The sequence below is a fragment of the Bacteroidota bacterium genome, assembly GCA_016722565.1.
Taxonomy (GTDB): domain Bacteria; phylum Bacteroidota; class Bacteroidia; order 2-12-FULL-35-15; family 2-12-FULL-35-15; genus 2-12-FULL-35-15.
Window position 1 is genome coordinate 357,886 of sequence record JADKIU010000001.1, and the last position, 24,178, is coordinate 382,063.

21 protein-coding genes and 1 pseudogene are annotated in these 24,178 nt (G+C 36.1%); 8 read left to right on the forward strand and 14 right to left on the reverse strand.

Translation table 11 applies throughout. From position 1 onward, the window contains the following. Positions 1-10: 10 nt before the first annotated feature. The gene (gene rimP, locus IPP64_01385; protein ID MBL0328088.1) at positions 11-475 is read right to left on the reverse strand and encodes a ribosome assembly cofactor RimP; all 465 of its coding nucleotides are present in this window, start codon (positions 473-475) and stop codon (positions 11-13) included. A gap of 264 nt (positions 476-739) precedes the next feature. Here rimP and IPP64_01390 point away from each other — a divergent pair, with 264 nt between their 5' ends. Beyond that, on the forward strand, positions 740-1,156 hold the full coding sequence (locus tag IPP64_01390; protein ID MBL0328089.1) for a hypothetical protein: 417 nt from the start codon (positions 740-742) through the stop codon (positions 1,154-1,156). Here the strand turns inward: IPP64_01390 and IPP64_01395 are convergent, their stop codons facing one another. The 6 genes and pseudogenes from IPP64_01395 to xth all read right to left on the reverse strand — a co-directional run bounded on the left by IPP64_01395 (position 1,157) and on the right by xth (position 6,988). Continuing rightward, positions 1,157-1,723, reverse strand: a complete 567-nt coding sequence (locus IPP64_01395; protein MBL0328090.1) for a hypothetical protein — start codon at positions 1,721-1,723, stop codon at positions 1,157-1,159. It abuts the gene before it with no gap. Next, positions 1,700-1,759: pseudogene (locus IPP64_01400) on the reverse strand (hypothetical protein). Before IPP64_01400 ends, IPP64_01395 begins: the two are co-directional and overlap by 24 nt. A gap of 24 nt (positions 1,760-1,783) precedes the next feature. Further along, positions 1,784-2,998: a toxin-antitoxin system YwqK family antitoxin gene (locus IPP64_01405; protein ID MBL0328091.1), complete on the reverse strand. Its 1,215-nt coding sequence runs from the start codon at positions 2,996-2,998 to the stop codon at positions 1,784-1,786. Between the two features lie 118 nt (positions 2,999-3,116). Beyond that, entirely contained in the window at positions 3,117-4,172 is a 1,056-nt protein-coding gene (locus tag IPP64_01410) for an OmpA family protein (protein ID MBL0328092.1), read from the reverse strand. 175 nt (positions 4,173-4,347) lie between these two features. Then, positions 4,348-6,099 carry an ABC transporter substrate-binding protein gene (locus IPP64_01415; GenBank protein MBL0328093.1) on the reverse strand — a complete coding sequence of 584 codons (1,752 nt, stop codon included), beginning with the start codon at positions 6,097-6,099 and terminating at the stop codon, positions 4,348-4,350. Positions 6,100-6,220: 121 nt separating this feature from the next. Beyond that, positions 6,221-6,988, reverse strand: a complete 768-nt coding sequence (gene xth, locus IPP64_01420) for an exodeoxyribonuclease III (protein MBL0328094.1) — start codon at positions 6,986-6,988, stop codon at positions 6,221-6,223. Positions 6,989-7,151: 163 nt separating this feature from the next. Here xth and IPP64_01425 point away from each other — a divergent pair, with 163 nt between their 5' ends. Together IPP64_01425 and IPP64_01430 are read left to right on the forward strand one after the other, a co-directional pair. Beyond that, positions 7,152-9,044: a hypothetical protein gene (locus IPP64_01425; GenBank protein ID MBL0328095.1), complete on the forward strand. Its 1,893-nt coding sequence runs from the start codon at positions 7,152-7,154 to the stop codon at positions 9,042-9,044. After that, positions 9,041-10,672 carry a hypothetical protein gene (locus IPP64_01430; GenBank protein ID MBL0328096.1) on the forward strand — a complete coding sequence of 544 codons (1,632 nt, stop codon included), beginning with the start codon at positions 9,041-9,043 and terminating at the stop codon, positions 10,670-10,672. The genes IPP64_01425 and IPP64_01430 overlap by 4 nt, the downstream gene beginning before the upstream one ends. Here the strand turns inward: IPP64_01430 and IPP64_01435 are convergent. The 4 genes from IPP64_01435 to IPP64_01450 form a co-directional block, all read right to left on the reverse strand. Beyond that, positions 10,669-11,571 (reverse strand): hypothetical protein, encoded by a 903-nt coding sequence (locus tag IPP64_01435; GenBank protein MBL0328097.1) that lies wholly within the window; start codon positions 11,569-11,571, stop codon positions 10,669-10,671. The two genes, IPP64_01430 and IPP64_01435, sit on opposite strands and share 4 nt — an antisense overlap. Before the next feature lie 200 nt (positions 11,572-11,771). Further along, positions 11,772-11,915, reverse strand: a complete 144-nt coding sequence (locus tag IPP64_01440; GenBank protein ID MBL0328098.1) for a hypothetical protein — start codon at positions 11,913-11,915, stop codon at positions 11,772-11,774. A gap of 56 nt (positions 11,916-11,971) precedes the next feature. Further along, complete coding sequence (locus IPP64_01445) at positions 11,972-12,478, reverse strand: GNAT family N-acetyltransferase (protein MBL0328099.1); 507 nt, start codon at positions 12,476-12,478, stop codon at positions 11,972-11,974. 1 nt (position 12,479) lies between these two features. Next, positions 12,480-13,304, reverse strand: coding sequence for a leucine-rich repeat domain-containing protein (locus IPP64_01450; protein MBL0328100.1), 825 nt, complete (start codon positions 13,302-13,304; stop codon positions 12,480-12,482). Positions 13,305-13,435: 131 nt separating this feature from the next. On the opposite strand from IPP64_01450, the gene IPP64_01455 reads away from it, so the two are divergent. The 3 genes from IPP64_01455 to IPP64_01465 all read left to right on the forward strand — a co-directional run bounded on the left by IPP64_01455 (position 13,436) and on the right by IPP64_01465 (position 17,845). Next, complete coding sequence (locus IPP64_01455) at positions 13,436-14,914, forward strand: transporter substrate-binding domain-containing protein (GenBank protein ID MBL0328101.1); 1,479 nt, start codon at positions 13,436-13,438, stop codon at positions 14,912-14,914. Positions 14,915-15,058: 144 nt separating this feature from the next. Further along, complete coding sequence (locus IPP64_01460; GenBank protein ID MBL0328102.1) at positions 15,059-15,439, forward strand: DUF1987 family protein; 381 nt, start codon at positions 15,059-15,061, stop codon at positions 15,437-15,439. 33 nt (positions 15,440-15,472) lie between these two features. Further along, positions 15,473-17,845, forward strand: a complete 2,373-nt coding sequence (locus IPP64_01465; protein MBL0328103.1) for a SpoIIE family protein phosphatase — start codon at positions 15,473-15,475, stop codon at positions 17,843-17,845. Here the strand turns inward: IPP64_01465 and rlmF are convergent. The 3 genes from rlmF to IPP64_01480 all read right to left on the reverse strand — a co-directional run bounded on the left by rlmF (position 17,842) and on the right by IPP64_01480 (position 20,548). After that, entirely contained in the window at positions 17,842-18,804 is a 963-nt protein-coding gene (gene rlmF, locus IPP64_01470) for a 23S rRNA (adenine(1618)-N(6))-methyltransferase RlmF (protein MBL0328104.1), read from the reverse strand. The genes IPP64_01465 and rlmF overlap by 4 nt on opposite strands. 37 nt (positions 18,805-18,841) lie before the next feature. Beyond that, entirely contained in the window at positions 18,842-19,504 is a 663-nt protein-coding gene (locus IPP64_01475) for a hypothetical protein (GenBank protein MBL0328105.1), read from the reverse strand. Positions 19,505-19,624: 120 nt separating this feature from the next. Continuing rightward, positions 19,625-20,548 carry a T9SS type A sorting domain-containing protein gene (locus tag IPP64_01480; protein ID MBL0328106.1) on the reverse strand — a complete coding sequence of 308 codons (924 nt, stop codon included), beginning with the start codon at positions 20,546-20,548 and terminating at the stop codon, positions 19,625-19,627. A gap of 167 nt (positions 20,549-20,715) precedes the next feature. On the opposite strand from IPP64_01480, the gene IPP64_01485 reads away from it, so the two are divergent. Both IPP64_01485 and IPP64_01490 read left to right on the forward strand, forming a co-directional pair. Beyond that, a complete protein-coding gene (locus IPP64_01485) occupies positions 20,716-22,863 on the forward strand; it encodes a carboxy terminal-processing peptidase (protein MBL0328107.1) in 2,148 nt (715 codons plus the stop codon). 13 nt (positions 22,864-22,876) lie between these two features. Continuing rightward, complete coding sequence (locus IPP64_01490) at positions 22,877-23,908, forward strand: hypothetical protein (GenBank protein MBL0328108.1); 1,032 nt, start codon at positions 22,877-22,879, stop codon at positions 23,906-23,908. Positions 23,909-24,178 lie beyond the last annotated feature (270 nt).

Consider the following 24,178-nt stretch of genomic DNA (forward strand, 5'->3'; position numbering starts at 1 on the left):
TGTTTAATGATTAAAATGATATTACAATTTTAGTTTCTTTGATTTGATTAAATGTTAAATTGATATTATTGATAATTAATTGTTTTCCTTTTTTTCCTTCAATACGTTCTTTCGACTTACTTTCCAGTTCTATTCCTAAATCGCTGGCTTTTAATAATTTGCCGCTTATTTTTTTACCTTCTTTGGTTACAATATCCACCTGTTTTCCAATGTTTTTTTGATATTGGCGCAGGATTTTAAACGGTTCGGATAATCCGGGTGACATGACGTTTAATTCAAAATCCTCTACTTCTCTGTCCAAGTTAGATTCGATATGTCTGCTCATTGCAACACAATCGTTAATGGATACTCCATTGTCGTTGTCCAAAAGAACGGTAATTTTATTTCCTGACTTTACTGTGATTTCAACAATGAAATTAGTGCCTTCCGCCAACTTCTCTTCCGCAATTTTATAAATTTTATCTGCTGAAATCATATCAATTATTAGAATAAAAAGAGGGGACTTCTGTCCCCTCTTTTTAGTATTCTTCTATTTTTACGATGCAAATATACATCATTCTTTTGAAATTCCAAATTTTTTGAGCAAGTCTATGTTGACAAATTTTCGTCTAATTCAAGTTTTACAGCAACCTATCGTGATAAAATTACGTCTAACAGGTGTAAAACGGATTGTTTTTTAGCTATTTTTGTTTTATACCTACTCCGATAGATTGAATCTGCATATCTTAAAAACAATGTTATGAAAGTTACAAAAGCAAATTTCGGAAATATTAGTAGGGTAGCCATTTTCAAGGCGCTTGCCGTTGTATTCTTTTTCACTGGCTCATCTATTCAGCTTTTTGCACAGGAAACGGATTCTGCTTTAACGGATTCTGCCACTACTGAGGCAGTTGCCGGATCTACCGGAGATGGACCTTCCATCGAAAATATCACTAAGAATTTGGCATCCAGTGCAAAGGAATTAGAAAAAATTCGAAAAGAAGAGATTATGAGTTACATTTATATGGGGCTCGGCTTTTCTATTGTAATTGCAATTGCCTGGTTTACAACTATTTTGGCAAGAAAGCGGAAGCGAAAAGAGGATGAAATAAGGGCGATTCGTGCTCAAAACATGAAGCATCACAAACCTCACCACCCGCATCACCCAAAGCGATAATTAGTTCACTTTTTCACCTTTTTTATAAGTGGTTTCCATCATAATGTTCCCGTTTTTATCATAATAGGTCCATTTTCCATGCGGTTTGCTTTCTATGCGCAATCCTTTTTTGTCTTTCACTAACGTATAGGAAGTTGTGCTTTTTAATTTGGCATCTTCGTACCATGCACTGCAATCGCCACTCAATTTCCCGTCTTTAAATGTCTGCTCCATGGATTTTACTCCGGTTTCATAGTAATACGTCCACAAACCATTTTGTTTTTCATCAATGTAGTCGCCTTCCATTTCTTTAAATCCATAGGGCGTCCAAAAAATCCAATGACCTTCCTTTTGTCCTGATTTATAGGCTCCTTCTTCCTTTACTTTACCATTGTCAAAGTAATATTTCCAATTTCCGGTTTTGCAGGTTGCGGAATCTTTTTTTGATTTGTCCTTGTAAGTATATTTCAAAGTGATTTGTCGCTCTTCGGTAGCGTAAAACCCTTCATAATTTGGATTTTTATTTGGGAACCAGGCTTTCCAGCTACCATCCATTTTTCCTTGTTTAAAATTCCCTTCATTCTTCATCACCCCATTTTCAAACCATGAATACCAGGTTCCTTCCTCTTTTCCATTTACAAATTTTCCTTATTCTAATTTTTGTCCGGATTCATACCAGGTTGTCCATAAATCGGTTTTTAAATTTTCCTTATAATTCCCTTGCTTCCATTTGGAGCCATCATTGTAATAATAGGTCCAAAGGCTATCCATCAAGTCATTTTTATAATATCCTTCAGTTTCTTTGGTTCCATTTGTATACCAGTACATCCATTTTCCGGTTCTGAGGTTGTCCGTCAGTGTTCCTTCAATTTGCATTTTCCCGTTCACGTTATAGAATTTCCAATATCCATTTTTCTTATCATTTACAAACGGTCCTTCACTTTTAATGGTACCATTGATAAACCAGTTGGTGCAGGCTCCGTTCTTTTTACCTTTTACATAATTAACTTTAAAATCTTTTTCTCCAGTTGGCAAGTAGAACACCCACTCTCCGTCCATTCTTCCATCTTTATAACTTCCTTCTCCTTTCTTTTTTCCGTTATCATAGGCCAATGTAAACCTGCCATTCCCATTTTTAATAGGTTGTTCGCCATTTTCGAACCATAAATTCATTAATAAAACTTCATCGTTTTCGTATTGTAATTCTTGTTTCGGTTTCCCATTTCTATAATACTCTTTCCATAAGCCGGCTTCTTTCCCATTTTTATATTGTCCGTCTTTTTGTTTGTTCCCATTGGAATACCAGCCGGTATAGCTTCCTTCAGCGAGGTTATTTTTAAAATGTCCTTCACTTTCTTTTTGTCCGTTTTCATAATAGTACAACCAAATACCTTCTTTTTTTCCTGCGATATAAGGTTCAGTACTTTTTATTTTTCCTGTTTCGTACCAGCCGGTCCAGGTGCTATCGGGCTTGTCGTCTTTAAAAAATGTTTCTTGCGCTTTATTTCCATTGATATACCAGTATTTCCAGGCACCGTGTTTTTTACCAAGAACATAATTTTCTTCTGCTTTCGTTTTTTTGCCGGCATAATAAATTAAAAATTTTCCATTTTCCTTTCCTTTTAAAAAAGTTCCTTCTTTGGCAATGTCACCATTTTCATACCATGCAATGTATTTTCCATCTTGCATTCCATCTTTCATTTGTTGTTCACTCTTTTTCTTTGTTTGAGCGATGTCCCAGTATTCGGTTACCAATTGGGCAAATGAGGTGGACGAGAATAAAAGTAAAATGAGAATAAAAGAAAATCGTTTACTCATTTTGATTTTTCCGTACAAGGAATTCGCGATTACTTTGTGGTTCATGTGTTGGTGGAATGAATAGGTATAACGTAAAAAGGATAAAATGTTACATACTTGATAAAAGAAAAAAAGAAAATCGAGGAGATCAATTTTCTTTTTTTCTTTCTGCAAAGGATAGGGTTTAGTTTGATTCTAAAACTTTTAACAATTCGTCTAATTTCGGGGTTAAAATAATTTCAGTTCTGCGATTTTTTTTGCGTGCATCGCTTGTTTTAGCCGGATCAATAGGGAAGTATTCACCTCTTCCGGATGCGGTTAATCTTTTTGGATCTACGGAACTGTTTTTTGTAATGATTTTAACAATGGAAGTTGCGCGCATTACGCTCAAATCCCAATTATCTTTGATTTCTCCTTTTCCAGCCATTGGAACATCATCGGTATGTCCTTCAATCATCACATTGATGTCTGTGTTTTGTTCCAATACTTTTGCTACTTTTTTCAGAGCATCTACACCTTTAGATTCAACGGTTGTACTTCCGGATGCGAACAATAAGCTTTCATCCATCGAAACGTAAACTTTTCCGTTTTTTTGAGTGATGGTAAGGCCTTTCCCTTCAAAGCCCAACAATGCATCAGATAATTTTTTGCGGAGTTCATTTGCTGCTTCGTCTTTCTTTTTTAAGATATCTTCCAATTCTGCAACACGAGCTTCACGTTTTTTTAATTCTGCAGTCAATTCATCCAAACTTTTCTTTTGTGCATTTAATTGTGCTTCTAGAAGTTTAAGTTCATCTTGTTTTTTCAGTAGTTGTTCTTGCGTCATTTGCAATTCTCCTGAAAGCTTTTTCGTATCTGCTAAGTTTCCTTCTAACAAACGGTTGTATTTATCCAACAACTGCTCATTAATTTGATTGAGCTTATCGTACTTTGCGGTAAGGCTTCTGTAGCTTGTTCCAACAATAGAGGTGTCTTTTTGAAGGCCGGTAATTACTTTGTTGTTATCAGTAATTAGCTTGTTCGCTTCGGTAAGTTTGGTGTCACATTCCATCGAGGACGCTTTCAAGGCCGCAAGTTCTTTTTCAGAACTTTCTCTTTTTGCTTGTTCCTCTTCTAATTTTCGCTGTGGGACACATGCAAACATTCCGCAAGTGAGTGCAATAATCAGAGAATACTTAACAGTGTTTTTACGCATATCACTTTTATTTTTTAAAGGATTTGTGGATACTTCGTATTTCATTTTCGGGTTATTTAAATTATATACAAAATTATTGATAAAGGGAAGAGATAATACTTGAGAACAGAATGTTTATTCACATAAAATCGCAAAGGATTTGTTAATAATTATAATAGATGAAGCAATAAAAAAGCCCCGAGTGTTAAACCTCGGGGCTTTTTTTTGAACGATGTTCTAATTATTTTTTCGCTTCTGTTTTTTCAACTTTCGGCTCAATATAAACGCGAGACATATCACGGTATTCCATTGCATTTGCAGGGAAGTTGCGGATATTCATTTGTACCAAACGGTAATTCTCATCGTAGAAGATAGGCATAATCGCACCATCATCAATTGCTTGTTGATCTGCTTGTAAATATAGGTCAAAACGTTTTTTGTCATCTACTTCTTGCATCGCAGCAGCGAACAATGAATCGAATTTTTCACTTCTGTAACGTACCGAGTTCAAGAATGATTTGTCGGTTAAGTTTTTAGGTATGTGTTTGCTATATAACAATGTTAAGAATGTTTCCGGATCTGGATAATCAGCTGTCCAACCTGCTCTCCAGAATTGTGCTTTACCTGTTTCTAAGCTTTCTAAGTGCTCAGCAAAAGGCATTACATTGATTTCAACATCAATGTTAAGGTTTTCCTTCAACATTTTTTGGATTACTTCAGCAGTTTGGATATTTCTGTCTCCACCACCGCTATTGATTTGCAATGTTAATTTCGGGAATCCTTTTCCGTCAGGGTAACCTGCAGTTGCCATGTATTTGCGTGCTTTATCCACATCAAATGTATAACCTACTAATCCTTTTGAATTGTAATCTTTAAAGCTTGGAGGAACGATACCATAATTTCCCGGTACACCTTCGCCTTGTAATGTATAGTTTACAATTTTTTCGCGGTCAATAGCATAGTTGAATGCCAAACGCACTTCTTTCTTATCAAAGATATTGCTTTGGTGTTGGAAACCGTAATAGAAGGTGCTCATCGCAGGAACAACTTGCATTTCGAAAGGAGCATTTCCTTCTTTTGCACTGCTTAGTTCTCCTAAGATGTCCGGAATCATTTCGATTGGTAAACGGAAAATCATATCCAAGTTACCTCTTTTAAATTCCAATAATTCAGATTTTTTCTCTTTAATAAATGTGTATTTAACAGCATCCAAATAAGGCAATTGGTTTCCGTGCTCATCCACATTCCAGTAGTTTGGATTGCGTTCTAAGATAACAGCTTCACCTTCTTTAATACTTTTCACTTGAAATGCACCGGTACCAACACATTTCACGCGCATGTCTACACCGTATTTTTCAAAAGCTTCATTTGGATAAACCCAACATCCTGGCGTACTCAAAATATTCAAGAAACCTGCAAATGGGTGAACAAGGTTGATTTGGATGGTATAATCATCCAGTGCTTTGATTCCTGAAACACCACCAGCTAATGGTTTTTTGTCGATTGTCGATTGGAAGTATTCGTTTGCTCCAGCAACACGGTCTTTGAATGTGTTTCCGAATTGTTGGTTTTCCGGGCTGGAAGAACAAAGCTTTTCGAAACAGAAAATAAAGTCTTTTGCAGTTACTTCACGTCCTTTTCCATCAGCAAAAGATGGGTCATCATGAAATTTTACACCTTTTCTTAAATGGAATGTCCATTGACTTGCATCTGCATTTTTCTCCCACTTTTCAGCTAAACAAGGAAGCACGGTTAAGTCGTTTTGTGAAAGTTTCACCAATCCTTCGTATACCTGATTTGCAATACGGTGAGAGGTAACCTCTGTAATGTTTAATGGATAAAGATTACGGAAATCTTCCACTTCATTCATCTTGAATACTCCTCCGTAAAAAACGCCACCTTTGGCTTCGCGTGATTCACCGGTAGTAGTAGTTCCGCCACCGCAAGAAGCAAATAATCCTGCAATTAATAACGAGTAAATAACTTTTTTCATATCAGACAATAAGTTGTATTTAATTTTCTAAGGTACAAATATATAGATATTATGCAAATTTCATAGCGATTTCATAAAGTTTTAGCCCAAAAATCAATTTATGGATGATGAATGGCGTTTTTCATAAGTCAATCTCTAAAACAACCGGACAGTGGTCCGAATGCTTTGCTTCCGCCAGTATTGCTGCTCTTTTCATTTTTGACTCTAAGTTGTTGCTTACCAGGTTGTAATCGATTCGCCAGCCTAAGTTTTTGGCTCTGGAGTTGAAACGAAAACTCCACCAACTGTAATTGTGGGGCTCTTTGTTAAAATGACGGAAGCTGTCAATAAATCCTTTTTTCATAAATCCATCAATCCATTCTCTTTCTTCTGGAAGAAAACCACTGCTTTTGGCGTTACTCTTTGGATTGTGAATGTCAATTGCTTGGTGACAGATGTTGTAATCACCACAAATGATGAGTTTCGGACGTTCTTCTTTCAATTTGTCGATGTATTTTTGAAAATCGGCCAGCCATTTCATTTTAAAGGCTTGCCTGTCTTCCCCACTACTTCCGCTCGGATGATAAACACTCATCACGGATACATCCCCATAGTCGGCACGAATAACACGGCCTTCGAAATCATACTCAGCAATACCACAGCCGTATTCCACATGATCCGGTTTTTGTTTTGTAAAGATAGCGACCCCACTATATCCCTTTTTTTGTGCGGGATACCAATAGTGGTGATAGCCTGCATCTTCAAACACTTTTAAATCCAATTGTCCTGGTTCTGCTTTCAATTCCTGAACGCATAATATATCAGGATTTGCAGCTTTTAACCAATCCAGTAAGCCTTTTCCCATTGCCGAACGAATGCCATTGAGGTTATAGGTTATAATTTTTGTCATTTTTAAACGTATTAATATGTTGGATAGATTACGAAAGTATAAAAAATACTTTTAAAATTTCGGTTCTTCTTTCCTTCGACTCCGCTTAGGATGACGGAGTGGGTGCGATCGGTAATTAATCATTCATTGTTCGTACATAATTTGTACTTTTAATTCTGTGTTCGTGCGTAAAATTATAGTGATGTTCGTGTTTGTTTTTCTCTGTGTAAGCGGTTATTCGCAATATGCAGGGAGCAGCCGCATTAAGAAATTAATGGTCGTTTCGGATACCATTCAGCTTGATTCTTTGAGTTTGATTCCCGGCTCTTTCAAACTTGCCACCACTTCGGGAATGCAGTTGGATACTTCTTTTTATCAGTTGAATCATGCTGAAGGGATTGTAATTTTGAACACCAAAAAAATGAAGGAGCAAGGCATTTCTAAAGATAATCTCCTTACTTCCTATAAAACATTTCCCTATTTATTTTCCTCTGAAACAAAACACAAAGATGCGAATCGCATTAAACCTGATTTAAGTGGTAACCGAAATCCGTTTAGTTATACCATCGAATCAAAAAACGATGATATTTTTAAGATGGATGGCTTGAATAAAAGTGGAAGTATTTCACGCGGAATCTCTTTTGGTAACAATCAGGATGTGGTGGTGAACTCCAGCTTAAACTTGCAGTTGTCGGGACATTTGAATAACAATGTAGATATTCTGTTAGCGGCTACAGATAACAATATTCCGATTCAACCGGATGGGAATACACAACAGTTGCAAGAATTCGATAAAGTATTTATTCAACTTTCGAATCAAAAAACAAAACTCATTGCCGGAGATTTTCAGATGGCTCGTCCGTATGGATATTTTATGAATTTTAATAAAAAAGCACAAGGCGTTAGTTTCTCTACCATTCAAAAAACAAATGTAGAGCAGAAAGATTTAAAAAAACAGGGTCTCTTTAAAACGGGCTTGAGTGCTGCTGTTTCACGCGGAAAGTTTGCAAGAAATCAAATCATTGGGATAGAAAACAATCAAGGTCCTTATCGTTTGCGTGGTGCTGAAAACGAACCTTTCATTATTATTTTATCCGGGACAGAAAAAGTGTACATTGACGGAAGGCTATTGGATAGAGGGCAAGAGAATGATTATGTTATTAATTACAATACTTCCGAAATTACATTTACGGCAAAACAACTCATCACCAAAGACAAACGAATTGTTGTGGAGTTTCAATATTCGGATAAAAACTACGCACGTTCCCTTTTGCATTTTGCAAATGAATACGAACAAAACAAGTTAAAATTACACTTGCATGTTTATTCGGAACAAGACAGTAAAAATCAACCGTTGCAGCAGGATTTATCGCCCGAACAAAGAATCTTATTGTCTGAAATTGGAGACACCCTTTCACTGGCCGTGAGCCCGAGCTTCGACAGTGTTGCATTCAATAACAATGAAGTGCTGTATCATAAAAAAGATACACTTATTGGCACGCAACTATTTCCTAATATATTTGAATATAGCACCAACAGTGATAGTGCACATTATCGTGTAACGTATAGTAATGTTGGAGCGAACAGAGGAAATTACATTCAGATTACTTCCAGTGCAAATGGAAAAGTGTTTCAATGGGTGATGCCCGATACGATAACCAATATCCCAAATGGAAATTATGAACCAATTGTTCAATTGGTAACTCCGAAACAAAAGCAAATGGTGACCGCAGGGTTTGATTATGCATTTAATAAGAATACGCGACTTTCGGTGGAAGGTGTGCTCACGAAAAATGACATCAATACGTTTTCATCGGTGGATAGTAAAGATGATGTGGGTTATGGGATGAAACTAAATTTTGATAATGCGAAACCACTTTCGAAAAACGATACCTTAACACCATTTGTATTATTGACGAATGTGAATTATGAGTTTGTTCAGTTGAATTTTTCTCCGATTGAACGCTATCGAAGTGTGGAGTTTGAACGCGACTGGAATAGAGGCACCGTGTTGCAATCGGCCGACCAGCATATCGTGGGAGCGGCTGTTGGATTGGAGAAAAAGGAACCGGAATGATTGGTTATCGTTTTAATGCATTTTTGGAAGGGAATAAATACAATGCCAACAAACATGTTGCGAATCTTGCTGCAAATAAAAAAGGGTTTGCTGTTCAGTACGATGGAAGTTTATTAAACTCAGCTAGCACAACTAACACCAATTTTTATCGTCATAAAAGTGGAATCTCGCAAAAAATAAAATGGTTGACTGTAGGTTTAAAAGATGAGTTTGAGCAAAATAAATTTGCATTAAGTAATAAAGATTCATTGTTATCAAATAGCTATAAATTCTGGGAATGGCAAGCCTACATACAAAATGCGGATACCACTAAAAATAGATATGGTGTCAACTATAAACAGCGAACAGATTATGCCGTTAGAAATATTTCCGGAGCAACCAATTTGGTGACAACGGCCTTTGCAGAGAGTTATGGAGGCTTTTTAGATTTGATAAAGAATAGTAATAATCAATTGAAATTAAATGCTGCATACAGAGCATTGCGAATAAAAGATCCGCTACTAACGATTCAAAAGCCCGACAATTCATTAGTTGCACGTGCTGAATATAATTTTCGATTGTGGAAAGGATTGATTTATTCAAGTACATTTTATGAAATTGGTTCAGGTTTAGAAATCAAGAAAGAGTTCTCGTATATTTTGGTGGCAGTCGGGCAAGGAGTTTATGTTTGGAACGATTACAACGAAAACGGAATAAAAGAATTGGATGAATTTGAAATAGCAACGTTTCCTAATACTGCGGACTATATTAAAGTGTATACTCCCACCAACGATTATATAAAAGTATATAGCAATCAATTCAGCCAAACGCTTACAATCAAACCGGCAGCTTTGTGGGCAAATAAAAAAGGATTTAAAAAATTTGTTGCTCGCTTTTCTAATCAGGCTTCTTATCGCATTGATCGCAAATCCATTGAAAGTGATTTAGCGAAAGCCTATAATCCATTTTTAGCGGAAACCGATGATAGCACACTCGTGACCTTGAATTCTTCTTTTAGAAATACATTGTTTATAAATCAATTGAGTCCGGTTTTTGGATTAGATCTAACCTATCAGGATGCACGAAACAAAGCTTTGCTGGTAAACGGATTTGATGCTCGAACGAATATTTTTAAAGAAGCACGTTTGCGTTGGAACATGAGCAAAGAGTTTAGTTGGAATCTGGCGTATAAGGATGGGATTAAGAAAAGCAGTTCACAATATTTTTCAACGCGCGATTATTCAATTACCTATTACGAAGCGGAACCGAAATTAAACTATCAGCCCAATACGGCATTTAGAGCAAGCGTTTCGTTCCGATATACAGAGAAAAAGAACAGACAAGAGTTGGGAGGGCAAAAAGCAGCGTTGCAAGATTATGGCGCAGAAATCAAATACAACGTTTTGCAAAAAGGAAGTTTAAATGTGAAAGCAAATTTTATTCGCATCAAATTTGATGGGACTCAAAACACCTCGCTTGCATTTGAAATGTTAGATGCTTTAAAAACCGGACAGAACATCACTTGGGGCGTTGCGTATCAGCGCACCTTGTCAAATAATTTACAGTTAAGTTTAACGTATGACGGGCGCAAATCAGAAGGTACCAAAGTGATTCATACCGGTGGAGCACAAGTAAGAGCTTATTTTTAATTCTTGTTTGCTGCTGTTACTCGATTGGTTTGATCCAACAAAAAAGCTCTTGTTCCTGCTTTGATATTTTTTTCTTTCATGGATAACTTAAAGGCATCCAATTTTGTTAAACATTCTTGCGCTTTCGTAAAATCATTTAGCCATACATACGCTTCAGATAAATCCATCAATAAACATTCTGTAACATCTTCATCAACGCGTGCTTTTTTGTTGGTTGGATTGCTTTCTTTCATGGCTGCCTCCCAGGTTGCAACAGCTTTTTTCAAATACTCTTCACCTTGTGCAGCAGTTTCTTTTTTACCGATAATGGCGTATCCGTTTTTAGCATTGTTTAATGCATCTTTAAAATCATCGTACAATTTTTTTTCGTTCACATAGCCAACAACAACCATTCGTGTTTGTGGAACGTATCCATAATCACTGTTAATCATTTCGTTGAACGATTTTAAATGATCCAGCACAATTTTTTCTTGAATACTGCTAATCTCATTGGCTTGAGCTGTTTTCCAATAATTATCCAAATCCAACTGATTCGCGAAAAACTTAGAAGTGTAAGTACTAAAACCAAGCGAAGGACCGTAAGCTTCGTCCATTATAAATTTCCCATCCGGTTGAATGATTTTGGCTTTGATGATGTGTCGATAATTGAATTGATAAACAAAAACAGTAGAGTCAACAGTTTTTCCGTCTGCTCTTTTGATTTGTTTTTTTTGAGTGGTACTTTTTGCTTCATCTTTTTCAAATCCTGAAAGGTTTAATTGAATGATGAGTGCTTTTTCGGGAAGCTTGTTAAACCCTTCCAATTTAATATTTGTAGAGGCAAGTAATTCGGTGTCAAACGTTTTTTCTAATACGAGTGGGCTAGGAGTAGCTTTTACCGGAACATTAGAAGAAGGCATTAGAGGGCGAGGTGTTACGGCTTGCTGCTGAGGTGTAAGTCGAAACCAAACATTTAAGCTATTCTCATATAAAAGAGAATCTTGATTTCTTTTTACCCAATATTGTTTTAATGCTTGTTGATAATCGGTTTCTGCTTTCGCTGTAGCATTTTGGTACTCTGCTTTTTGTTGTTCTAATTTACCTAAATAATCTGCAATAATTAACGATTGATAATTTTTATGTCTTTGCTCACCGGTTTTAAAGGAAGTCGGATATAGTCAACTTTAACATTTGAATAATCAATGTTTTGTGCAAGGGAAGAAATACCAAAGGATAAAAAGAGAGCGAGTGTAATTTTTTTCATGTTTGTTTTTGTTTGTGTTCCAATAACAATTTGTTTGCCAAAATTAAAATTACAGATTATTGTTTTAAAAACAACATAATTTCTTCGGTTTCATTGGGAAGCAGAATCATTTTTTGGTAACGCAATCCTAGTTTTTCTAAGAGCGCAATAGAGCGTGTATTGTCGGCATTGGTGATACCTGCGATTGTTTTTATTCCTAAGGTGGTTTCGGCATATTCCATGATAGCAGCAGCCGATTCGAAGCCGTATCCTTTCCCTTCGTATTGAGGTAAAAATGCAAATCCAATGTCAATGTGTTCCAAGGCATCGCGTTTCACAAGTCCGGCAATTCCAATGGGTGTTTTGCTATCATTCATTCTTACCAATCGAAAGCCAAACCAGGATGTTGAATAGGCGGGAAGAAATTTATTTAAGATATAATTTTTTGCATCATTCTCTGTTTTTATTCCTCTATCGCCAATAAATTTTATCCATGAAGGAGTGTTAAGCAATTCAAAAATGAAAGGTGTATCTTCAATTGTAATCTCTACAATTTCAAGTCGGTTTGTTTTAATAATGTCCATGTTATTGAATAATTACTTTGAGAGAAGGGTTATGAAATCGGGACTCTGAAAACGGCAATGTTTGACTTGCATCCATTATCAATACATCCAAAAGTGCAATGTTTTTTAAACAACTAGGCAAAAAGCCTAATGCCCCGCAATAGGAGAGGTCTAATTCTTTTAAGCGGGTCATATTACAAATTGCCGAAGGAACTTCCATTAATTCATTTCTGCCGAGGTAAAAATATTTTAAGTTAATTAGTTTTGAAAGAGAAAAGGGCAATGTAAGCAAATCATTATTTCCGATGTATAGATGTTCTAAGTTGACAAGATTTCCAAGACTGTCCGGCAATGCTTTGATATCATTGTAGGATAAAAAAAGTTGTTGTAGATTTTTTAAGTTGCAAATTTCGCTGGGCACGGATTTTAATAAATTGTCTTTTACAGAAAGCTCAATTAAATTGGTTAATTCACCAATGCTTGCAGGTATTGCCTTGAGTTTATTGCTACTCAAAATTAACTTTTCCAGTTTTTTTAAGTTTCCAATTGCTGCCGGAACTTCCGTTAGCTTATTTCTAAAAAGAATAAGCTCTTTCAAATTGGACAGCATAAAAAGTTCTGTAGGCAGTGTTTTAAAATCGTTGTTACTCAAATCAAGTTTTTGCAAATTCACCAATTTGTAAATGTTCTGCGGAACAGAATCCAACTTTTTGAATGTAACTTTTAGCTGATAAACTTGTGCCGGATTTTTGAATGCTTCTTCAAACGACCGGTAGACTTTATCTTTTTGTGCAGTTGAAATTGCGGAAACAAAAAGTAAAACGAAAAGGGCCAGGTTCTTTTTCATAAGGATGTGGTTTATCTCCTGGGGATGTGTAGTAAAAATAAGAAAAAGATTCAATAAAAGTCATCTTTTTAAGAAACAAAGTCGTTTTATTAACGTAGAGGTGGTATCGTTCTTTATTAAAAGGAGGTAGTATGACTTTTGCATATGCCCGAAATAAAATAATTTTTTCCTTGTTTGTTCTCATAGGAATTGTTTGTATTTGTTTGTCGCGTTTTAGCAATAATCAAAATACACAAAGCTGTCTTGTGCCCTCCAATACCTACGATTTAACTCAAATTAAGAAACGCGGAGCGATCGTTGCCCTTACTGATAACTCTTCTACCAGTTTTTATATTTATAAAGGTGATTCCTTGGGATATGAATATGAGCAGTTGCGTTTATTTGCGAAAGAAATTGGCGTTCAATTAAAAATTGTTGTTGCAAAAAATATGGATACAATTTTTAATCAATTGAACACGTGTGAAGTAGATATCATTGCTGCTAACTTAACTGTTACCAAAGAGCGTTCAGCTGTTGTAGATTTTTCGATGCCGTTATTATTTACACAACAAGTACTTGTGCAGCGTAAGCCTGAAGGGTGGGAGAATATGTCATCCAAAGAATTGACCGCAAAAGTGATTCGCAGTACGGTTGATTTAAGTGGTAAAAATGTGTTTGTAAGAAAAGGTTCTTCTTTTTATTCGCGATTAAAAAGTTTGTCTGAGGAAATCGGTGAAAAAATAAACATTGTGGAAGCACCGGGAGAAATAAATACAGAACAGTTGATAAGCATGGTTGCAAACGGGCAAATTGATTATACGATCGCTGATGAAAATATTGCATTGAATAATCAAACGTATTTTTCAAATCTGGATGTAGAAACCCCCATCAGCTTTCCTCAGAAAATAGCTTGGGCAATTCGAAAGCAATCGCCAGAATTACTTGCTGCATTAAATGCATGGATTGAAAAACGAAAAATGACAGATGACAATATTAAATTGTATGCAAAATATTTTAAAAAGAAAAAGGCGTATGGAAATGGAATTGAGAAAACTCGCGCACATTCGGGAGGTATTATTTCTGAGTATGATGAACTAATAAAGGTTTATAGTAAAAAGATTGATTGGGACTGGCAACTTTTAGCCTCTCTGGTTTATCAGGAATCACATTTTTCTCCAACCGCACGTTCCTGGGCTGGAGCCAATGGGTTTATGCAACTCATCCCGTCTACAGCCAAACATTATGGCTTAGACACCACAGATGCAACGGCAGAGCAGAGTTTAAAGGCTGGTACAAGTTTTATTTTGGACCTGGACAACTATTGGAAGCGACAAGTTCCTGATAAGCCGGAACGAATCAAGTTTGTGTTGGCCTCTTACAATGCCGGATTGGGTCATATTATTGATGCCCGTAACCTAGCTCGTAAATATGGAAAAAAGCAAAACGTATGGACGGGAAATGTGGAAAACATGATTTTGCAGAAATCCAATCCACTCATTTATAACGATCCGATTGTAAAGTGTGGCTATTGTCGCGGGCAGGAAACCTATTTATATATTAAGGAGATTTTAAAACGTTACGAATACTATCGAACCCTACCCGATATCGAATCAACTGTGGCAAAAAAATGAAGAGTATATATTGTATCATAAAATGTATTATCTTTAGTGATGCGTTTGGTAAACGCCATGTACATTTTGATATAAATTACGGATGCAATTGATGATATTTAAAACTACTCTATTTACTTTACCGACATTTAACCCCGACTTTATATGAATAATTTACTAATAGAGCGGTCGGTTGAAACACCTGAGATAAACTTTAACTCCCAAACGGGAGTTCTTAAAGTTGCCGGTCGCGCTTATTCAGGTGACATTACACAGTATTATAAACAGATGAGTGCTTGGCTGGAAGAGTATCTAAAAGAACCTCAACAGACGACAGTCATTGAGCTTCAGTTGGATTATTACAACTCGGTATTCATTAAGTTATTATTCTATTTTTTCGAGCGATCGAAGGATGTTCTTCAGAGTAATAAAAAATTAGTTATTAAATGGTTTCATCAAAAAGATGATGAGGAGAGCATTGAAGATGCACTACGCATTTCTAAAATCATTAGTTTTCCTATTGAAATAGTCGAATTGGACGAATAGTTATTGCAATTAGAGTTTACTAAAACGATATTTTTGAAAAAGCAATTTTTAATTTTTAACATTTTTCTTTTTATGTTTTTTGGTTTGGAAGTTTTTTCCAAACAAAATCCAGCAGACTCTCTTCGCACAATTTTAACTACTATCAAAAATGATAGTATCAAAGTGGAAGTGCTCCACCAGTTATCACAAACGACAGACTCACTTAATTATTCATTAAAGGCATTAGACATTGCGCAGCGTAATGGCAATAAACGAGGTGTTGCATTGTCATTGTTAGATATTGGTCGTTATTATTATTTTGATGGCAAAGAAGATGTTTCTCTTTCTTATTTGATGAAAGCAATTGTAAGTGCGGAGGAAATAAAGGATAAAAAAATATTAATCAGCGCTTATCGCTATATCGGTTTTGTCTACCGGCCTCACGATTCGTTTATGGCTGAAAGCTTCTATAAAAAAAGCTATACAATGGCTATTGAAACCCAAGACGAACTCTCTGCTTCTTATGCATTGAGCGCTCTTGGCAATATTTATGAAGGTTCATACAAAGGCTCTACAGGGAATAATCAAATCGCTTTAAAATATTATTTGCAAAGTTTAGAGATTCGTAAACGACTTGGTTCTCCCTCTGAAATTGCATCTTCCTTAAATGAAACTTCACGTGTATACGATCTTCTCGGGGAATATAACAAAGGTTTGGAGTTGAGATTAGATGGATTAAAAATCGCAGAGCAATCCGGCAGTATCGATAATATTGTTTATTTATCTGCTCGCTTAGGGAATGATTACAGCACTCGTTTTCATGACCATAAAAAAGGGTTGGATTATCTATTGAAAGCATATGCAATTGGTGTAAAACAAAAAAACAATTTTGATGTGATGTTTGAGGTTAACAGAGGATTAGCTTTTTCCTATTCTTCTTTGGGTGAAATGGCGAAATCAAATGAGTTTTATAAAGCAGCAATTTTGTTGAATGACTCGATTCGTGCGAAAGAGCAAAAAAACGATTATAATCTTTCCGGTGTAAAGCACGATTTAGAGCAACAGCTGGACCGCCAAAAACAATTGTTAAAAGATTCCGAAATTCTTAAGGAGAAGGCAAAAGCGGAAGAACAAACAACCATTCGAAATGCATCTTTGATTGGCTCCGGACTGGTTTTAATTCTTTTGATTATTCTTTTTAGGGGATATAAACAAAAACAAAAATCGAATTTGGAGCTGGATGAAAAAAATAGGAAAATAGAAACAGCCTTTGAAACACTCGCTGTGAGTGAGCGTAAATTTAAACTCATTACAGAGACCATCACGGATGTGTTCTATTTATACAATATTGTAGAAAAAAAATACGAATACATCAGTCCGAATTGCCTCTCTATTCTTGGTTTGTCACAACAGTTTTTTTATGAAGGACGAAGCTCTAAAATTGTTGTTCATAAGGACGATTTGGCACTTGTGGTTGACGCAAATGTTAAAATTGATTCCGGTGTTGCCTATGATATTGAATATCGAATACTTATTGACGGGCAAATCAAATGGATTGCTGAAAAATCTTCACCGATCTATGATGAAAATGGGAAGTTGGTTAAAAATTCGGGAATTTGCAGAGACATCACCAGAAAAAAATCAAACGAAGAAAAGATTCGCAAAAAGAATAAGGACATTACGGATAGTCTTTTGTATGCAAAGGCCATTCAAGATGCTATACTTGTGCCCAAGGAAGAGATGATGAAAAAGTTACGCGACTTTTTTATCTTATACAAACCGAAAGAAATTGTGAGTGGGGATTTTTATTTTTATAAAGAAACGGATAAAGGATTGTATGTTGCGGTTGCAGATTGCACCGGGCATGGTGTTCCTGCAGGATTTATGAGCATGCTCGGGAACGCATTCCTCAATGAAATTATAAATGAACACAGTTCCATTTCTCCCGCTAAAATTTTAGATCAATTGCGCGAGCATATTATTAATTCACTTCATCAAAAGATGGATGTGGAAAGCAAAGATGGAATGGATGTCGCGATGTTGTATTTCGATCATGAGCAATCAACAGTACAATATGCGGGAGCATTTAATCCTTTATATATTATTCGTAACGGAGAGTTGAAAGAAATGAAAGCAGATTTGTTTCCTGTAGGGATAAATTTTGCAAACAGCAAACCTCCTTTTACAAATCATAAACTCCAACTGCATAAAGGTGATTCACTCTATATATTTAGTGATGGGTACTATGATCAGTTTGGTGGACCGAATGGACGAAAGTTTTTGAAAAAACAAATGCAACATCTGTTTCTGTCGATACAAGATAAAAACATGAAGGAGCAAGAGCAGATTTTACATCAAACATTTGTGAGCTGGAAAGGAAGTCTGGAGCAAGTAGATGATGTATTAGTATTGGGTATTCGAATTTAATTCTTGTTGAATCGTTTTGTTCTCCATTCTGCTTGCTGTGCACTGTTTAGGAATGTCCATGCAACCAATCGACTAATTTTATTTCCTTGTTTCATTTCGATTGTCTTTACGGTATGTGCATTTTCATGTTCCAATTCGGCATAAATGTCTGATAAATTACTGCTTTTGGAGACAAGCGAAGTGAACCACAAACAATTTCTGGAGAACAATGCACTTTCTTTTATCATGGTAGATAGAAATTGTTTTTCTCCACCTTTGCACCAAAGTTCGCGCTGCTGACCTCCAAAATTCAGAATTGTTTTTTTTACTTTCCCACCACTCAAATTTTTTACTTTACGGGTTGCTCCTTCCATTGCTTCTGCTAACGAAGAATGAAATGGCGGATTACAGATTGTGACGTCAAAAAATTCCTCCGGTTTTATGATTCCCTTGAAAGTGGCAGAAGTAGTTGGTTGTTTGCGGACCTCTATTCCAATTAATGAGGGATTGGATAGAATAATTTTTTTTGCAGATTCTATCGCCAACGATTCGATTTCCGAGCCAACAACACTCCATCCATATTCATCGTTAGCAATAATTGGATAGATACAATTTGCGCCACAACCAATGTCCAGCATCCGGATTGATTTTCCGGTCGGAATAGTTCCATTGTTGCTTGTGCTCAGTAAATCTGCAATGTAATGAATGTAATCGGCTCTGCCAGGAACAGGTGGGCAAAGAAAGTTTGCAGGAATGTCCCAGAATGAAATGTGATAGAATGCTTTTAGCAATGCTTTGTTCAACGCTTTTACTGCATCGGGATTTGAAAAGTCGATGGTTTCGTTTTGATACTCGTTTGTATAAACAAATTCTGAAAGTCCAGAATATTCGCTTATCAGCATTTTAAAATCGTAACGTGAACGATGCCTGTTGCGTGGATGCAACGTTTCTTTTTCTGTTATGTTCTTTTTTTCTTTCAATTGCACGTCCGTTAATCCGTATTCACAAAGATACTTTTTATCCGCCAAAACAGAATGTGCAACCCAATTCCTGAACCCGGTTGAGCGCCCAAATCCCACTCGGTACTATTTTTACACCCGGTATCAGATTATCTGTAAAGTCTTTTTGAACGTCTTCTTTTTTTAGTTTTAGAAGTTCTGCTAGTCCTTCTACCCCTCCTTCAATGGATTTACCACAAACGCAAATCATTCCTCCACGCTTTTGAAAAAGTTCAATGCATTCGTCATCTTCTGTTTTGCATGTTGCAAATACATTTCTCAAAGCCATCTTTCCTGTTTCATCATCTTTTAGATCAATACGCTTACCAAATTCATATTTTTTCCACAACGGATCACCAAATGCGAAGCCGAAACCGGCATATCGTAATACCAGTACTACAGAAATTTCGTTGTCGGTTATTCCCATCTCATTGTATGTGTCCATTAGTGTAAGGGCCCATTTGACGGAAGCACCATGATTGTGTTTGGTCATGTCAAACACCATCTTATGCTTTTTGCCTTCCATTTGAGCAAACCATTTTTCTGCATCTTCATCGCTTTTTGTTGGAGCGTTTTCAGCTGTTGCTTTTAATGGTGCAATTGCGGCAGACAATCCGAATGCGGCTGCGCCACCAAGAAGTGTTGTTAAAAAGCCTCTGCGATGTGTAGTTGGGGATTTCATAGATAGATTGTTTTGTTGAATAGACGTAGAATGTAAAAAAGGATGCTCTCAAATGTAAAATAAAGTATTGAAACTAAAAAGGCGCCATTACAGCGCCTTTTTAGTTGGATAAGTCAATGCTTATTTAATGCTCAATTTAGAAGTAGATGTTTTACCATTCATTTCTACTTGAATAAAATACATTCCGGATGCATATCCTTCAATGTTTAACGTTTGAATTCCGTTTGCAACAACAGCAGTTGATTGTAAACGTTGACCCAATGTGTTCATTACACTTACAACCACTTTTTCTCCATTGAATGCAGTTAAATCAACTGAAACAGATTGTGAAGCAGGGTTTGGATATACTTCAAATGTTGACAAATTGTTGTCTTCAATTCCTGAAATTCCACCACAAAAGAATACTTCTCCGTTAAAAATACGCGGGCTGTTGATTACGTTGAATGGGTATTCACCACCATTACCTTCTGTTACAGAAAAATAAGAATTGGAAGCAGCAACAGTTCCAACAGTAGTTCCGTTCGTGTAGTTCAATGGTGTTCCTGAGTTGGTTCCAGTTACATAAAATGCGTAAGTAGTTCCAGCAAGCATCGACATGTTTAAGTTTACCGGTACTTTAGTAAATACACCAGCTGTAGTTGACGTAGAAACTACGTTTGCAGAATCTAAAAAGATCCAACCTGCTGAAGATGTTTCACTGCCTAGAAAAGTGCCAAGTTTATAAAAAATAGCAAAATTCCATGTACCTGCATCCACACTTACACTGAATGTTTCCAATGTAAAGTTCGTTGCAACAATGATGTCGAACATGTTTCCATGAAATCCGTTTCCGGCAACCGAATCCACTTTAAGTGAATCGCAAGAGCCTAAGCCACCACCTACTTTTATGGTATTTGAAGTTGGAGCGGATTTAACTTGAGCTAAAATTTCTTGTTTTTGTGCTTCAGTAAATCTTGTTGTTGATTTTGCTCTGTCTGATTGCCCGAACGCAGCAGCCGAGAAAAGCAAAGTTGATACTGTTAAGAATGTGTAGATTTTTTTCATAGGGATGATTTAAGTTAGTTTATATATGCAAAGGTAGTTCATTCTTAGTTTTAAACTGAGAAAATATACATGATTGTGAGCAGGTATATCAACTGTTGAGTGTTTCTGTTCGATTAATTTATGCCTCATTTGCAAGTTATTCCTAAATTTGTGCAAATTACTCATCGATGCTCCATAAATTATTGTTTGAATGGAAGAAACCTGTTCTGCTATTCTTCTGTTTGACAATTGTCCCTCTTTTTACTTTTTCACAAACTGAATCGCAAAAAAGATATGCTGAACAAGCATTTATGGTTGCGAAAGTATTGGAAAAATATCACTATAAACCACAGGTCTTAAACAACGATTTATCTGCGAAGCTTCATTCGGAATTTATTCAGTCGCTGGATCCATCCGGAATCTACTTCACCAAAAGCGACATCCAACAATTGAAAAAATGGGATGATCTACTGGATGATGAAATAAGAAATCGGTCGACCAACTACCTTGCTGCCATTACCGATTTATATAAAAAGCGTTTATTGCATGCTGATAGCATTATTACTGCTATTGGCGAAAAGCCATTTAATTTTAATGAAAAAGATACGATTCACTTTCTAAATAAAAAGGCAGACATCAATTATTCTGTTGATGATAAAGCACTGGTGAAACGTTGGACCAAATGGATGAAATATCAAACATTGGAGATGTTGTACACACCTAAAGATAAGGATGAAGATCCTTTTACCATGGATCCGAAAGATGTGTTGAAAAAAGAGGCTGAAGTTAGAGCGAAGATTGTCACCCGCAATAAACGTACAATTAAGCGCATTCTTGAAAATTCAGATGGATATGAAAATTATATGTCGTCACAATTCATCAATAAGTTTGTTTCGATATTTGATCCCCATACTTCTTTTTTCTCCGCTTCCGAGAAACAAGATTTTGAATCCTCTATTTCTACCAGTGAACTTTCTTTCGGTTTTTATTTTAACGAAAACGAAACCGGTGAAATTGAAATTGTATACTTAACTCCCGGTGGTTCTGCTTGGAAATCGAATCAACTTCACAAAGGCGACATCATTTTAAAAGTAAAACCCAAGGATGGGAAACAACTCGATTTAACTGCCGTTAGCTCGGAAGAAGCGACTGAGTTGATGTATTCCTTTAATGATAACGAAGCAGAATTTACCATACGGAAAACAAACGGACAAATAAAAGACGTTTCATTGATCAAATCAAAAGTGCGCTCAGATGAAAATGTTGTGAAGAGCTACATCTTAAACGGTGAAAAGAAAGTGGGTTATATTTCCCTTCCCAGCTTTTATACGGAATGGGAGAACAACAATCCATTAGGTTGCGCCAACGATGTAGCAAAGGAAATTGTGAAGCTGCAAGAAGAAAATATCGAAGCATTGATTATTGATTTGAGATACAATGGCGGTGGGTCGGTGCATGAAGCAATGGGACTAATCGGATTGTTTATTAATGAAGGTCCTCTCTGTATTTTTAAAATACGTAACGAAAAACCGGTTTTGTTAAAAGACATGAATCGTGGAACAGCGTATAATGGCCCAATGGCGATTATGGTAAACGGGATGAGCGCTTCTGCCTCCGAAATATTTTCGGCTACACTGCAAGATTATAATCGTGCTGTACTTGTTGGTAGTTCAACCTATGGCAAATCCACCGGTCAGATTATTATTCCCCTTGATACCACGTACAGCCTGCCGGAAGTGATTTCCGGAGCGTTGACCAACACACAAAGCAGTTTAGGATACATTAAAATTACTACGGATGGATTTTATAGAGTCACCAATGCCACGCATCAGAAAAAAGGCGTGATGCCGGATGTGCCTTTATTGGAGCCCTATTTTTACACAGATTACAAGGAGTCTGCTTCACCGTATGCACTTTCGAACGATAGCATTGTAAAAAAAGTCATCTACGTGCCTTTGTCTCCATTGCCACTATTGGATTTAAATACTAAAAGCCGTGAACGTGTTTCGCAAAATACCAACTTTAAACGTTTAAACACCATTAACGATTCTTTGAAAAGCATGTCCAATTTGGAAACTGCTATTATTTTGAGTCCTCAGTTTTTTAAGAAAAATGAAAAAATTATCCAGTTGCTGCAAGAGGAAATGGAGCAACATTTATACGATTCTTCCAAAACCTATGTGGTAGCCAATCATCTTTACGACAAGAAAGTAATTGATTTTGATGAGTTCACTAAGGAAATCAATACACGCTCGTTGGAAACGATTCAAACGGACATATATATTGAAGAAACGTATTACGTTCTTAAAGATTTAATTACTTTTATCAAAAACTAAACAAACACACCTCATGAGAAAATCAATTTTATTTACGTTCGCAGTAGTTGTATGTTTTTCGATGTCAAGTCAGGCACAAACTGCGGCTGATTATCTCGGAAAAATGTCAAAAGAATTTAGAGCTATTACCGCTGATATGTGGGATTATACAAGTGCAGTAGCACATGGTAAAAGTGCTAAAAAGGTTGAAAATAGAAGAAAAGACGTGTTGAAAACCAACATGGATGCTCAAAATAAAATCAGAAGCATGGGTGCTTTTGAAGGAGATAAAACTTTAAAAGATTCGGTATTAGCATATTTGAAGTTGAGCTACAATGTCATCAATTACGATTACGCTAAAATTGTTGACATGGAAGAAATTTCAGAGCAATCGTATGATGCAATGGAAGCTTATATGTTGGCACAAGAAAAAGCAAACGAGAAGTTAAATGCTTCAGGTGACATGGTGGATAGACAATACGATGCATTTGCTGCAAAACACAACATCACCTTAATTGACAATGAATCAAAAATTGAAAAAAATCTGAAAGTTGCCGGAGAAGCTTTTAAATATTACAATATAGCGTATTTGATTTTCTTCAAATCCTATAAACAAGAAGCCTATATGATTGATGCATTAAACAAAAACGATGTAAATGCATTGAAACAAAATGCAGATGCATTGGCAAAAGTATCGGAAGAAGATTTAAAAAAGCTGGATACCTTGAAAGCCTTTAAAGGAGATGCGACATTAAAAACTACCTGTAAAGATTTGCTTACATTCTATAAGAAAGAAGCAACTGCGAAAATGCCTGTAATCATCAATTTTGCGGTGAAGAAAGAAAATTTTGAAAAAATTAAAACAGCTTTTGATGCAAAAGCACCAAAATCAAGAACAAAAGAAGATGTGGATGGATTTAATGCAGCAGTGAATGAATTTAATAAAGCGTCTGCTGAATACAATACGGTTAATAACGAACTAAATACAACCAGAAGTAATTTGTTAAACAAATGGAACGATGCAGTTGCGCGTTTTATGGACAAACAAGTGCCGAAGAAAAAATAGCGTTAGATTTTAGCATTTATGAAGGGTGGTCGCAATTTACGACCACCTTTTTTTGTGACCCCCAAATCCGAGCGTACCTGAGCGGATCCTGATGCAAACTTGGCATTACACCAATCAATAAAATTACGATAGAACCTCTGCGATGTGTTGTTTTTACTTTTATAAAGGAAGTTTTATTCGTTGACGTATATTATTAAACGATGATTTAAAATCTAGATCTTTTCAAATTTTGCGCAAACTATTTTTAATGAAAGTAAATGGCTTTTATTA

Bases quoted from the DNA above. Each gene is read 5' to 3' on its own strand.
- IPP64_01410 (MBL0328092.1), bottom strand. From the start codon at position 4,172: ATGAAATACGAAGTATCCACAAATCCTTTAAAAAATAAAAGTGATATG.
- IPP64_01490 (MBL0328108.1), top strand. From the start codon at position 22,877: ATGAGAAAATCAATTTTATTTACGTTCGCAGTAGTTGTATGTTTTTCG.
- IPP64_01415 (MBL0328093.1), bottom strand. From the start codon at position 6,099: ATGAAAAAAGTTATTTACTCGTTATTAATTGCAGGATTATTTGCTTCT.
- IPP64_01480 (MBL0328106.1), bottom strand. From the start codon at position 20,548: ATGAAAAAAATCTACACATTCTTAACAGTATCAACTTTGCTTTTCTCG.
- IPP64_01455 (MBL0328101.1), top strand. From the start codon at position 13,436: ATGACTTTTGCATATGCCCGAAATAAAATAATTTTTTCCTTGTTTGTT.
- IPP64_01435 (MBL0328097.1), bottom strand. From the start codon at position 11,571: ATGCCTTCTTCTAATGTTCCGGTAAAAGCTACTCCTAGCCCACTCGTA.
- IPP64_01405 (MBL0328091.1), bottom strand. From the start codon at position 2,998: ATGAACCACAAAGTAATCGCGAATTCCTTGTACGGAAAAATCAAAATG.
- IPP64_01390 (MBL0328089.1), top strand. From the start codon at position 740: ATGAAAGTTACAAAAGCAAATTTCGGAAATATTAGTAGGGTAGCCATT.
- IPP64_01430 (MBL0328096.1), top strand. From the start codon at position 9,041: ATGATTGGTTATCGTTTTAATGCATTTTTGGAAGGGAATAAATACAAT.
- IPP64_01460 (MBL0328102.1), top strand. From the start codon at position 15,059: ATGAATAATTTACTAATAGAGCGGTCGGTTGAAACACCTGAGATAAAC.
- xth (MBL0328094.1), bottom strand. From the start codon at position 6,988: ATGACAAAAATTATAACCTATAACCTCAATGGCATTCGTTCGGCAATG.
- IPP64_01395 (MBL0328090.1), bottom strand. From the start codon at position 1,723: ATGAAGAATGAAGGGAATTTTAAACAAGGAAAAATGGATGGTAGCTGG.
- IPP64_01485 (MBL0328107.1), top strand. From the start codon at position 20,716: ATGCTCCATAAATTATTGTTTGAATGGAAGAAACCTGTTCTGCTATTC.
- IPP64_01440 (MBL0328098.1), bottom strand. From the start codon at position 11,915: ATGAAAAAAATTACACTCGCTCTCTTTTTATCCTTTGGTATTTCTTCC.
- IPP64_01445 (MBL0328099.1), bottom strand. From the start codon at position 12,478: ATGGACATTATTAAAACAAACCGACTTGAAATTGTAGAGATTACAATT.
- IPP64_01475 (MBL0328105.1), bottom strand. From the start codon at position 19,504: ATGAAATCCCCAACTACACATCGCAGAGGCTTTTTAACAACACTTCTT.
- rimP (MBL0328088.1), bottom strand. From the start codon at position 475: ATGATTTCAGCAGATAAAATTTATAAAATTGCGGAAGAGAAGTTGGCG.
- IPP64_01450 (MBL0328100.1), bottom strand. From the start codon at position 13,304: ATGAAAAAGAACCTGGCCCTTTTCGTTTTACTTTTTGTTTCCGCAATT.